The sequence below is a fragment of the Streptomyces sp. KLMMK genome (assembly GCF_036961605.1).
Lineage (GTDB): Bacteria > Actinomycetota > Actinomycetes > Streptomycetales > Streptomycetaceae > Streptomyces > Streptomyces telluris.
The window spans coordinates 1-12,199 of the sequence record NZ_JBAMDC010000199.1 but is presented as its reverse complement, the minus strand read 5'-3'; the positions used below and the strand labels follow the sequence as shown (position 1 = coordinate 12,199).

Sequence of the window (12,199 nt, the reverse complement as noted above, 5' to 3'; positions counted from 1 at the left end):
AGTCCCCGGCCGGCGCGGAGCGGCGTACGCGTCAGCTGCAGCCGCTGGTCGAGCCGCAGCCCTCGCAGAGGTAGCAGCTGCCCGCACGGCGCATCTTCGTGCCGCAGGAGAAGCACAGCGGCGCGTCCGCGTTCAGGCCCAGCTGCATCTCCACCAGCTCGGTGGAGTTGTGGGCCTGCTTCGGCGCGGGGACCGCCGCGGCGGCGGCCGGCTGGGCGGGCTTCGGGGCCTCGGTCTGGCGCGGCGCGGACTGGGCCAGGCCCTCCACGTCGACGTCCTCGTCGGTCGGCTCGTAGGAACCGGTGTCGAGGTGGCGCTGACGCTCCTCGGCGGAGTGGATACCGAGCGCCGAGCGGGTCTCGAAGGGCAGGAAGTCCAGCGCCAGGCGGCGGAAGATGTAGTCGACGATCGACTGCGCCATCCGCACGTCCGGGTCGTCGGTCATGCCGGCGGGCTCGAAGCGCATGTTGGTGAACTTCGAGACGTAGGTCTCCAGCGGCACGCCGTACTGCAGACCGACCGAGACGGCGATCGAGAAGGCGTCCATCATGCCCGCGAGGGTCGAGCCCTGCTTGGACATCTTCAGGAAAACCTCGCCGAGACCGTCGTCCGGGTAGGAGTTGGCGGTCATGTAGCCCTCGGCGCCGCCCACCGTGAAGGAGGTGGTGATGCCCGGGCGGCCCTTGGGGAGGCGCTTGCGGACGGGGCGGTACTCGACGACCTTCTCCGCGGCGGCGGGGGCGGCGGCCTCGGGGGCCTTGGCCTCCTCCTTCTTCTTGGCGGAGAGCGGCTGGCCGACCTTGCAGTTGTCGCGGTAGATCGCGAGGGCCTTCAGGCCGAGCTTCCAGCCCTCGAAGTAGACCTCCTCGACCTCCTCGACGGTGGCCGACTCCGGCAGGTTCACCGTCTTGGAGATCGCGCCCGACAGGAACGGCTGCGCGGCGGCCATCATGCGCACGTGACCCATGGCGGAGATCGCGCGCTCGCCCATGGCGCAGTCGAAGACCTCGTAGTGCTCGGCCTTCAGGCCCGGGGCGTCGATCACGTTGCCGTGCTCGGCGATGTGGGCGACGATCGCCTCGATCTGCTCCGGCTGGTAGCCCAGGCGCTTGAGCGCCTTCGGCACCGTGTTGTTCACGATCTGCATCGAGCCGCCGCCGACGAGCTTCTTGAACTTCACCAGGGCCAGGTCCGGCTCGACGCCCGTGGTGTCGCAGTCCATCATCAGGCCGATGGTGCCGGTGGGCGCCAGGACGGACGCCTGGGCGTTGCGGAAGCCGTTCTTCTCGCCGAGGCGGATGACGTCCTGCCAGGCCTCGGTCGCCGCGGCCCACACCGGGGTGTCCAGGTCGTCCATGCGCCGGGCGACGCCGTTGGCGTCGGCGTGCTGCCGCATGACGCGCTTGTGGGCGTCGGCGTTGCGGGCGTAGCCGTCGTACGGGCCGACGACTGCGGCCAGCTCGGCGGAGCGCTTGTAGGAGGTGCCGGTCATCAGGGAGGTGATGGCACCGGCGAGAGCGCGGCCGCCGTCGCTGTCGTAGGCGTGACCGGTGGCCATCAGCAGGGCGCCGAGGTTGGCGTAGCCGATGCCCAGCTGGCGGAAGGCGCGGGTGGTCTCGCCGATCTTCTCGGTCGGGAAGTCGGCGAAGCAGATGGAGATGTCCATCGCCGTGATGACGAGCTCGACGACCTTGGCGAAGCGCTCGGCGTCGAACGACTGGTTGCCCTTGTCGTCGTCGCGCAGGAACTTCATGAGGTTGAGGGAGGCGAGGTTGCACGAGGAGTTGTCCAGGTGCATGTACTCGCTGCACGGGTTGGACGCGGTGATCCGGCCCGACTCCGGCGAGGTGTGCCAGTGGTTGATCGTGTCGTCGTACTGGATGCCCGGGTCGGCGCAGGCCCACGCGGCCTCGGCCATCTTGCGGAAGAGGCCCTTGGCGTCGATCTCCTCGATGACCTCACCGGTCATCCGGGCGCGCAGCCCGAACTTCGAGCCGGTCTCGACGGCCTTCATGAACTCGTCGTTGACGCGGACGGAGTTGTTGGCGTTCTGGTACTGGACGGAGGTGATGTCGTCGCCGCCCAGGTCCATGTCGAAGCCGGCGTCGCGCAGGGCGCGGACCTTCTCCTCCTCCTTCACCTTGGTCTCGATGAAGGCCTCGACGTCGGGGTGGTCGACGTCGAGGACGACCATCTTGGCCGCGCGGCGGGTGGCGCCGCCCGACTTGATCGTTCCTGCGGAGGCGTCGGCGCCGCGCATGAAGGAGACCGGGCCGGAGGCGTTGCCGCCGGAGGAGAGCAGCTCCTTGGAGGAGCGGATGCGGGAGAGGTTCAGGCCGGCGCCGGAACCGCCCTTGAAGATCATCCCCTCTTCCTTGTACCAGTCGAGGATCGACTCCATGGAGTCGTCGACGGAGAGGATGAAGCAGGCGGAGACCTGCTGCGGCTGCTTGGTACCGACGTTGAACCAGACCGGGGAGTTGAAGCTGAAGACCTGGTGCAGCAGGGCGTAGGTCAGCTCGTGCTCGAAGATCTCGGCGTCCGCAGGGGAGGCGAAGTAGCCGTGCTCCTCGCCCGCCTTGCGGTAGGTCAGCACGACCCGGTCGATGAGCTGACGGAGGCTGGACTCGCGCTCGGGCGAACCCGTGGCACCGCGGAAGTACTTGCTCGTGACGATGTTGACCGCGTTCACCGACCAGAAGTCGGGGAACTCCACGCCGCGCTGCTCGAAGTTGATCGAGCCGTCGCGCCAGTTGGTCATGACGACGTCACGGCGCTCCCACACGACCTCGTCGTACGGGTGCACACCGGGGGTGGTGTGGATGCGCTCGATACGCAGACCCTTGCCGCCCTTGTTCCCCTTGGCGCGGGAACCTCGTGCCGGGCCGCTCGTCGTCTCGGTCATGCCGCCTCCCTCTACGGGCAAAACGCCCTAATGCGCGCAATTCTTCCGTGGCGCGCTATGTCTGTCTTCGCCCGGGCGCGCGGCGCGCCGGGCAGGTCTGTGGTGGCCGCTGCTACTCGGCGGCCGCGGTGGGCGCGGGAACCTGCGGGTCCCCGTCGCCGCCGCCGGCGGTCGCGGCGGACCGCTGCTCGCGCAGCTCCGCGACGGCCGCCTCGAAGTCCTCGAGCGAGTCGAACGCCTGGTACACGGACGCGAAGCGCAGGTACGCGACCAGGTCGAGGTCCCGGAGGGGGCCGAGTATGGCGAGACCCACGTCATGGGTGGAGAGCTCGGCGCTGCCCGTGGCGCGCACCGCCTCCTCCACCCGCTGACCGAGCTGGGCCAGGGCGTCCTCGGTGACCGGGCGGCCCTGGCAGGCCTTGCGCACTCCGGAGATGACCTTCGTGCGGCTGAAGGGCTCGGTGACCCCGCTCCGCTTGATCACCATCAGTGACGCGGTCTCCACGGTCGTGAAACGACGGGAGCAGTCGGGGCACTGGCGCCGCCGCCGGATCGAGCAGCCGTCATCGGTGGTCCGGCTGTCGACGACGCGGCTGTCGGGGTGCCTGCAGAAGGGGCAGTGCATGGCTCTCCACCCTCCTCACCCTCGTAGGACTGTGCACGATCTTCAGCCTCGGCCGACCCCCGAACGGGGGCCTTGCGAAGCAGCCCCCAGCATAGGCGATGACGGCGCCCGCAAATGACCGGCGACACCCCTCGACCACAACCTGTGGGCGGCTGCCGCCAATCAAACCACTAGATCTGGTGCCGCATGGTGAGCCGCGCCGGACGTGTTTCACAGTCGCGAGGACCGGTCCCGACCCTACGCGAGCCGCCCCGGCAGCAAGGGCACGGGGGCTTTGATGACACACTGGGACCACTGCGGAGCCGCCGTACGGAAGGTGTCCGGGGCGGACCGGCCGGGCCTGCGCGAGGCCCGCACGAGGCCCGCACGGACGGGCGGCCCGCTCGGTGCGCTTCGCACCGAAGGGTACCGTAATGGTCGAATTGATCTTCAGCCGTACACCCTCAGCCTTGATCACGTCAGGCAAACTTCGATATTTCACTCGAACGTGTGTTTGGCGCAACCTTTCGAAAGCAACTACCGTTGTCCAGCTAGGGAGAACATTTCGAGAGGGGCCGACGTGACCACCACCGCAGACAGCGCCACAATCACCGCCCAGGACCGCTCCCAGAACCGACTCGACCAGGCACACCCGATGAATGACGCAGCCATGAGCACCGAGGGGCAGAAGCCCGCTCGGGCCCTCCCGGGGCGACCTCCAGGCATCCGGGCCGACAGCTCGGGTCTCACCGACCGCCAGCGGCGGGTCATCGAAGTGATCAGGGATTCCGTCCAGCGCCGGGGCTACCCACCCTCCATGCGGGAGATCGGCCAGGCGGTGGGGCTGTCGAGCACCTCGTCCGTGGCCCACCAGCTCATGGCCCTGGAGCGCAAGGGCTTCCTGCGCAGGGATCCGCACCGCCCCCGGGCCTACGAGGTGCGCGGCTCCGATCAGCCCAGCTCGCAGCCCACGGACACCACCGGCAAGCCCGCCGCCTCCTACGTGCCGCTCGTCGGCCGGATCGCCGCGGGTGGCCCCATCCTCGCCGAAGAGTCCGTCGAGGACGTCTTCCCGCTCCCCCGCCAGCTGGTCGGCGACGGCGAGCTGTTCGTCCTGAAGGTCGTCGGCGACTCCATGATCGAGGCGGCCATCTGTGACGGCGACTGGGTGACGGTCCGCCGTCAGCCCGTCGCGGAGAACGGCGACATCGTGGCCGCGATGCTCGACGGAGAGGCCACGGTCAAGCGGTTCAAGCGCGAGGACGGCCACGTGTGGCTGCTGCCGCACAACGCCGCCTACCAGCCGATCCCCGGCGACGAGGCCACCATCCTCGGCAAGGTCGTGGCGGTGCTGCGCCGCGTGTGAGGCACAGGGCCGCAAGGCCGGGCCCCGGGACCAACTGCGCCGGTTCCGGGGCTCTTTTCTTTGCCGGCTCTTCTACCGGCTCCATCAGCTCGTCGACGCTGTCAGCTCTGTCAGCTCTGTCAGCTCTATACGAAAGGCCCTGCCGACGGCAGGCCCTCCCTAGCGGCCGTCCGCCTTCGCCGCCTCGTCGATCGCCGCCAGTGAGCGGCGCACCTGATTACGGTCCGTGGTGTACCAGAAATCCGGCAGGGACGACTTCAGGAAGCCGCCGTAGCGGGCCGTGGCCAGCCGGGGGTCGAGGACGGCGACGACGCCGCGGTCCCCCGAGGCCCGGACGAGCCGGCCGGCGCCCTGGGCCATCAGCAGCGCCGCATGCGTCGCCGCCACGGCCATGAAGCCGTTGCCGCCCGCTTCCTCCACCGCCTTCTGCCGGGCGCTCATCAGGGGGTCGTCCGGCCGCGGGAAGGGCACCCGGTCCATCACCACCAGCTGGCAGCTCGGCCCCGGCACATCGACCCCCTGCCACAGGGACAGCGTGCCGAACAGGCACGTACGGGCGTCGGCGGAGAAGTTGCGGATCAGCTCGCCGAGCGTCTCCTCGCCCTGCAGCAGGATCGGCACGTCGAGCCGGCCGCGCAGTTCCTCGGCCGCGGCCTGGGCGGCGCGCATCGAGGAGAACAGCCCCAGCGTCCGGCCGCCGGCGGCCTCGATCAGCTCGGCCAGCTCGTCGAGCATGTCCTTGCGGCCGCCCTCGCGGCCGGGCTGGGACAGGTGCCGGGCGACGTAGAGGATGCCCTGCTTGGGATAGTCGAACGGCGAGCCGACATCGACGCCCTTCCACTCGGGGCTCTCCGCGCCACCGGTGCCCTCGGGAGCCAGCCCCAGGGACGCGGCCACGCCGTTGAAATCACCGCCGAGCTTGAGCGTGGCCGAGGTGAGCACCACGGACCGCTCGTTGAAGAGCTTCTCGCGCAGCAGCCCGGAGACGGAGAGCGGGGCGACGCGCAGGGACGCCCCGAAGCGGTCGTGGCGCTCGTACCAGACGACGTCGTACTCGGAGCCCTCCACGATGCGCTCGGCCACCGCGTGGATGTTCTCCACGGAGGCCAGGGCCTGCTTGCGGACCGCGTCCTCGTCCTGAACGGACTTGTCGCGGGTGTTGCCGAGGGCCGAGATGACCGTCCGGGCGGCGTCACGCAGCGCCATCAGGGCGTACTCGAGATCGTCGGGAATCTCCTCCAGGCGGCCCGGGAGGGCCAGCTCCATCAGGCGCTCGAAGCTCTCGGCCGCGGTCTGCAGGGCGTCGGCGGCCTTCTCGTCGACGAGCTTGGCAGCGCGGCGCACCGCGCGGTTGACCTGGCCGGGGGTGAGCTCGCCGGTGGCGACGCCGGTGACCCGGGAAACCAGCTCATGGGCCTCGTCGACGATGAGAACCTCGTGGCCGGGGAGCACCGGGGCGCCCTCGATGGCGTCGATGGCCAGCAGAGCGTGGTTGGTGACCACCACGTCGGCGAGCTTGGCCCGCTCCCGGGCGGCCTCGGCGAAGCACTCGGCGCCGTACGCGCACTTCGAGGCGCCCAGGCACTCCCGGGACGTGACCGACACCTGGGACCACGCCCGGTCGGAGACGCCCGGGGTGAGGTCGTCGCGATCGCCCGTCTCGGTCTCGTCGGCCCAGTCGCGCATGCGCAGCAGATCCTTGCCGAGCTTGCTGGAGGGCGCCGCCGCCTCGAAGGGGTCGAAGAGCCCCTCCTCCTCGTCCTGCGGGACCCCCTCGTGCAGCCGGTGCAGGCACAGGTAATTGGACCGGCCCTTGAGCATGGCGAACTGCGGGCGGCGGCGCAGCAGCGGCTGCAGGGCGTCCACCGTCCGCGGGAGATCACGCTCCACGAGCTGGCGCTGGAGCGCCAGCGTCGCCGTGGCCACCACCACGCGCTCGCCGTGGGCCAGGGCCGGCACCAGATAGCCGAGGGACTTACCCGTGCCGGTGCCCGCCTGCACGAGCAGGTGGGAGTCGCCGTCGACGGCTTCGGCGACGGCTTCGGCCATGGTGACCTGACCGGGCCGCTCCGTGCCGCCGACGGCGGTGACGGCGGCGTGCAGCAGGTCGGTGAGGGAGGGCGAGGAGGAGGCAGTCATAGCTCTTCCACCCTAAGGGGCGGCACTGACATCGGCGGCGCCGTCACGGAATGTGCAGCGGATTGGGCACGGTGCCGTGGACCGCCGCGTGCGGGCGTTCCGGGCGGTCTCGGTAGCCGTCGAGGTGCAGCCGGTTGCGGTTGAGGCAGAGCCGCTCGATCCGCGGGGTGAGCAGGTCGAAGGTCTCGTAGCGGTCCTTCATCCGCGGGAAGCGCTCGTGGTGCCCCACGATCTCCGCCCGCACGAGCGACCAGAAGGCGGCCTCCGGCACTCCGAGCTGTTCCTCGCACAGCGGCGCCAGGTAGCGGAAGACGCCGACGAAGAGGCCGGAGTGGATGAACTGGGTGAGGAAGCCGGGTGGTTCGGTGAGCAGCACGGCCCTCACGTCGTCGGGCATGGAGGCGTGCTCGGGGAGGGGAAGGGCACTGATGTTGATGTCGTCGACGAAGTCCTTCACGGCGAGGCGCGTGGGCACGTCGTTCTCGTCGAAGACGACGATGGCGTTCTCGCCGTGCGGGGAGAAGACGGTGCCGTAGCGGTAGAGGAAGCGCAGGAGCGGCGGGAGCAGCGCGGCGAAGAGGTGGCGGAGCCAGTCGGCCGGGGCCAGGCCCGAGCGGCTGACGAGCTCGGCGGTGAAGGAGCGGCCGGCGGGGTCGGTGTGCAGCAGGGCCGCGAGGGTGCGGGCGCGCTCCCCCGGGGCGAGGGCGGGGCCGAGGGGCTCGCGCCAGATGCAGCCGAGCAGCTCCTTGTACTGGTAGGGGACGCCGGGCACGCGGTCGTAGAGGGGGTGCTCGACGGTTACGGAGGCGGTCTCCCCGAGGAGGATCACCCGTGTCTCGTCCCGCAGGAAGTCGTCGGAGTCGCGCAGGGACTGGACCCAGGCGGTGACCGCGGGGGCGGCGAGGGTGCGCTCGGTCGGCAGGCCGCGCCAGACGAGGGTGTTGAGGATCGAGAGCGGGAGCTTCACGGTCCGGGCGTGCGGCCGGCTGGTGTTGAGGAAGGTGCGGACGGACTGCTGGGGCAGCCGGAGGTCGTTGTCAGTGGGCAGGGGGATGATGGATCCGTCGGCCAGACAGGGCGCGAAGAGGGGGGCCACGGTCTCGTCCCACTGCCAGGGGTGGACGGGGAGCCAGAGGTAGTCGGCGGGGTCGCGGCCGTGGTCGGCGACGGTGCGGGTGAAGGCGGCGCGGGTGCCGGGGGCGAGCTCTTCGGCGTAGAGCAGGTCGGGGGTGGCCAGTGCGGGAACGGCCCGGTAGTGCGCGAGGTCGCGGTGGGCTGCGATCCAGGGCAGGCGCCGCGGGGTGCGGGCTTCGGGGGCCCACCGGTCGGCGTCGGAGGCGGAGAAGCCCAGCCGGCCCTTGTTGGCGATCAGCCAGGGGTGGCCGGTCTGGTGGCCTTCCAGCGCGGCGTAGTCGAGGTCGGCCAGGTCCGCGGCGCTGAGGGCGCTCGTCCGGAGGCGGGTGTCGGCGGCGAGGGTGGCGAGGAGTTCCCTGGCCAGGTGGCCGGTGGTGTCGCCGGAGAGGCCGAGGACGGTGTCGTGGGCGAGGGCGAGGAAGCGGAGGGGGTCCTGGGAGGGGGTCACGGAGTCCGGGTCGACCCGCCAGTGGCCGTACGCGCTCCGGCGTGCGCGGAAGCGGTAAGTCACTTCCGCCGTTAAGGACAGCCGGTAGGCGGTGGCGGGTGCCTCGGCCCCCTCGTCGGGCTCGGGGGTCAGCACGCCCTCGTAGCTGAGTTCGCCGAGCATCTTGGCGAGCAGATGGGCACCTGCGAGGGACCAGTCGGGGCCGGTGAGGCGTTCGGACCGGGGCGAAGGAGGCAAGGGGGCTCCTTGAGTAGGCCGATGGGTGAGAAGGCCGATCGGTGGGTCGGCCGGAGACAGGTGGCTGAGGCCAGAGGCTGGGGTCAGAGGCTGGGGGTCGGAGGCCGGGGGTGGAGGAGCGGAGAGGAGCTGATCGGAGGGGGAGGTTCCGGCGGAGTGCGGTGGAGGAGCAGGGGGCGGCCGGGGAGTGGGGCGGTCCTACAGAAGGGTGCGCAGGGCGCGGTCGCGGGCCACCAGGGCCGCACGCTTGTCCGGAAGGTCGATCTCCGCGGTCAGCCGGAAGCCTGCGCTCAGGAACGCGGAGACGCACGGGGTGTTGCGCAGGTCGGGTTCGGCGACGACGCGCCCGCAGGACGGCCGGTGGTCCAGGACGAGGTCGGCGACGGTCCGCAGCAGGCGGGTGCCGACGCCGCGGCCCCGGTCGGCGACCTTGCCGATCAGCAGGTGGATCCCGGTGTCGTGCGGGCGGGCAGGGTAGTGGCGCGCAATGGGGTCGAGGTCGGCGCGGTAGACCTCCCAGTAGCTCATCGGCACACCGTCGAACACGCCGAGGCAGGGGATGCTGCGGCCGTCACCGCCGGTCTGGGCGCGCAGGTGGGCCTCGGTCACGCTCTCGGGCCCGCCCAGCTTCCAGAACGCCGCGACGGCCGGGTCGTTCATCCAGCGGGTGATGAGCCGGAGGTCGCGCTCGACCCGGACCGGCACGAGCTGGAAGGTGCCCGCGCCGGTGTCGGCGGGCCCCCAGTCGGCGAGGGAGTCGAGGAGGTCGGATCCCGGGCCGATGGCCCCGGCGGGCCCGCGGCCTGCGGTGATCGCGGCGGGCTCCGGGGGGCCGTGGTCGATGAGCTCGGCGAAGTCTTCGGAGAGCTTCAGTTCGAGCGTGGTCTCGTTGTCGGTCGGCGGGTCGGCACCGGCGCCCGCGGGGGCGCCGTCATCGACGCTCGGCCCCGCGATTCCGGCGATCGAAGAGCCGGCGCGGAGGTGGTCGGTGCCCGGGCCTGTGCCCGGGCCTTCGCTGGGGTCGGTGGGCGGCACGGAGACGCTCTCCTCTCGGAGGATCCCCTCGGTGTCCGGGATCCCGTGGGCCCGCGGGGGCCCGTGTCCTCAAGGGCCCCGTTCGCCCGGGGCCGGGGCTCGCGCCGGTCATCGGGCCGACGTGACCAGGGGGTTGGCGATGGTGACGTAGACGGACTGGGTGTCGACCGGGCCGACGAGCTCGTCGAGCCCCTGCAGCCTGGTCAGCATGTTGGCCTTGCAGCGCAGGGTGGGCGCTTCGAGAAGACGGGCGGGCAGGGTGGAGCGGCCGGCGGCCGGCCCGGCCGCGGCGTCCTTGAGGAAGCGGCGCAGCGCGGCCAGCAGGATCTGTTCGTCGGCGAGGCGCTGCGCGCCGAACGCCCCGATCAGGCCGAGGACGTTGTTGATGCCGAGGTAGTAGGTGAACCTCTCGTCGGTGACCTCGTCGGACACGAAGGTGTCGCTCTCCGCGCCGATTCCGGGCAGCCGCCGGTCGAGGGCGTCCCGGTGGGAGGCGCGGAAGTAGTAGCCCTGGTTGTCGCGGTAGCGGCCGCCTGCGGGCCAGCCCTCCCGGTCCAGGAGGACGAGCGTGTTCTGCTGGTGGGCCTCCAGGGCGATGCCCGCCTCGCCGTCCAGCCAGAGCACGGGGCGCACGACCGCTTCCAGGTAGCGCAGGAACCACTCCGCGGAGACGGCCCCCGCGGGGCGGCCGGTGCGGTGGGCGAGGCGGGCCACGATGTACGCAAGGCGCGAGCGCATGGCCGGCTGCCCGGCGGGCCCGCCGGGGTGCTCTCGGTGCTCCTGGTCCTGCTGATTCTGCCGGCACTCCTGCTTCTGCTGGAGCTCCTGGTGCGCCGGGGCGGGCCAGGGTCTCGGCGACACGAGCCCGGCGAGGCAGACGGCGTCGTCACCGGGACCGAAGGGGTTGTGCCGGATGACGGCGTCGATGCCGGTCAGCGGCGCGCCCTCCGGAGTGTCCACGGCAAGCCAGGCGGGGTCGCGGACGACGTCGAAGCCGAGCCCGCCCGGGCAGGCCGCGCGCCACTGCTCGGCGAGGCCGCTGCGCAGAAGGCGGTGCACTTCGACGCCGCGGTGCAGCTCTTTACGGAGGTTCTCGCGGCGGGAGTTGGTGATGCGCAGGCCCAGGGAGAGCTTCAGCATCGCGGGGGCGCCGGGCCGGTGGACGGTCCGGACGGACGAGGTGGCGTACCAGGGCGCGCCGAGGGGGCCGAGGTCGTGCAGAAGACCCGCGTCCAGGAGTCGGCTGACGCCCGGGCGGCTGCGCACGTCGTGGGCCTGCCAGGGGTGCAGCGGCAGCACCGCGGTGTCCTCGGGCAGGCGCAGCTCCGGGCCGGCGAGGCGGGCGGCGAGGGTGACGGCGTCGACGGGCCGGCCCCGCTCGGTCCACGCCGAGTCCATGGCGAGCAGGGAGCGGTGGACGGCCATCCAGTGCAGCGGGAAGGCCCCGCGCAGCTCCGGGGAGTAGACGTACGCCTCGGTGTCGGAGAGGCCTTCGCGGCTCTTGGGCGTGGGGTGGAGGGGGTGGCCGAGGAGGAGGGACTGCTCGGCGTAGAGGAAGAGCTCGCCCGCCTCCGGGTCGGCGGGGCGGGCCCGCCGGTCGGCGAGGAAGACCGCCGTACGCCGCGTGGAGTCCGCCACTCTGCCGACGAGCTCCGCCGTCCTGTCCGCCCGTCCGTATCCGGCGCGGGCGCCAGGGTGGGCGGTTTCGCGGCCGAGGAGCGCCGCCAGGGTGACGGCGTCGACGGCAGGGGCGGCTTCGGGCGCGTCCGCCAGGGCCGGCGTGCCGAAGCGGTGCCAGCCGGCGGCGGACCAGTAGGTGACGGGGACCCGAAGGGCCGTCCCGCTCGCGGGGAGGGGCAGGTGCAGTTCGGATCCGCCGGGCCGCGGGACGCCGGTCTCGCGGACCCAGCAGCGCAGGAGGTTCTCCACGGCGGCGGTGTCGGCTGCGAGGCCGGGGTCGGGGTGCTCCAGTGGGTCGGGAGCCCACGGGCCCGTGTCCGCGCTCCCGTCGCGCGGGCCGCCGCCCTGGCGAGGGACGGCGGAGACCACGGTCGGCCGCTCGGGTGCCGCCTCCCGGTCGTGTTCTGCCCTGGAAGCACCGGTCCCGGTGGATGCGTTCATGCGGTGTACGGCGTGCACGTCGCGGCGTCAGGCCGGGGATGCGGCGCCTGCCTCCTTCGGTGTGCTCGGTGCGGGGATGCGGCCGCCTGGCCGGCAAACCGCGGCGACGGCGTCGGCGAGCCGCTCGAGGACCGCCTCGGTCTGCTCGTCGGTGATGGTCAGGGGCGGCAGGAGGCGGACGACACAGGAGTGACGGCCGCCCAGCTCGAC

General features: G+C 71.8%; 7 protein-coding genes and 1 pseudogene. 1 reads left to right on the top strand and 7 read right to left on the bottom strand.

All coding sequences use genetic code 11. The features are described from left to right. Positions 1 to 31 precede the first annotated feature (31 nt). Positions 32 to 2,905, bottom strand: coding sequence for a vitamin B12-dependent ribonucleotide reductase (locus V7793_RS24070; RefSeq protein WP_336009799.1), 2,874 nt, complete (start codon positions 2,903 to 2,905; stop codon positions 32 to 34). Positions 2,906 to 3,017: 112 nt separating this feature from the next. Further along, positions 3,018 to 3,530 (bottom strand): transcriptional regulator NrdR, encoded by a 513-nt coding sequence (gene nrdR / locus V7793_RS24065; protein ID WP_336009797.1) that lies wholly within the window; start codon positions 3,528 to 3,530, stop codon positions 3,018 to 3,020. A 559-nt stretch (positions 3,531 to 4,089) separates the two neighbouring features. Here nrdR and lexA point away from each other — a divergent pair. Further along, positions 4,090 to 4,875: a transcriptional repressor LexA gene (gene lexA, locus V7793_RS24060; protein WP_058047270.1), complete on the top strand. Its 786-nt coding sequence runs from the start codon at positions 4,090 to 4,092 to the stop codon at positions 4,873 to 4,875. Between the two features lie 159 nt (positions 4,876 to 5,034). Here lexA and V7793_RS24055 read toward each other — a convergent pair whose 3' ends face one another. The 5 genes and pseudogenes from V7793_RS24055 to V7793_RS24035 form a co-directional block, all read right to left on the bottom strand. Further along, the gene (locus tag V7793_RS24055; RefSeq protein WP_336009792.1) at positions 5,035 to 7,014 is read right to left on the bottom strand and encodes an ATP-dependent DNA helicase; all 1,980 of its coding nucleotides are present in this window, start codon (positions 7,012 to 7,014) and stop codon (positions 5,035 to 5,037) included. Between the two features lie 43 nt (positions 7,015 to 7,057). After that, entirely contained in the window at positions 7,058 to 8,833 is a 1,776-nt protein-coding gene (locus V7793_RS24050) for an IucA/IucC family protein (protein WP_443057982.1), read from the bottom strand. Positions 8,834 to 9,031: 198 nt separating this feature from the next. Continuing rightward, positions 9,032 to 9,868, bottom strand: coding sequence for a GNAT family N-acetyltransferase (locus tag V7793_RS24045; protein ID WP_443057981.1), 837 nt, complete (start codon positions 9,866 to 9,868; stop codon positions 9,032 to 9,034). A 108-nt stretch (positions 9,869 to 9,976) separates the two neighbouring features. Continuing rightward, complete coding sequence (locus tag V7793_RS24040) at positions 9,977 to 11,989, bottom strand: IucA/IucC family protein (protein WP_336009790.1); 2,013 nt, start codon at positions 11,987 to 11,989, stop codon at positions 9,977 to 9,979. A 27-nt stretch (positions 11,990 to 12,016) separates the two neighbouring features. Then, a pseudogene (locus V7793_RS24035) lies at positions 12,017 to 12,199 on the bottom strand (aspartate aminotransferase family protein); the annotation flags it as partial.

Bases quoted from the DNA above. Each gene is read 5' to 3' on its own strand.
- nrdR (WP_336009797.1), bottom strand. From the start codon at position 3,530: ATGCACTGCCCCTTCTGCAGGCACCCCGACAGCCGCGTCGTCGACAGC.
- V7793_RS24055 (WP_336009792.1), bottom strand. From the start codon at position 7,014: ATGACTGCCTCCTCCTCGCCCTCCCTCACCGACCTGCTGCACGCCGCC.
- V7793_RS24040 (WP_336009790.1), bottom strand. From the start codon at position 11,989: ATGAACGCATCCACCGGGACCGGTGCTTCCAGGGCAGAACACGACCGG.
- V7793_RS24070 (WP_336009799.1), bottom strand. From the start codon at position 2,905: ATGACCGAGACGACGAGCGGCCCGGCACGAGGTTCCCGCGCCAAGGGG.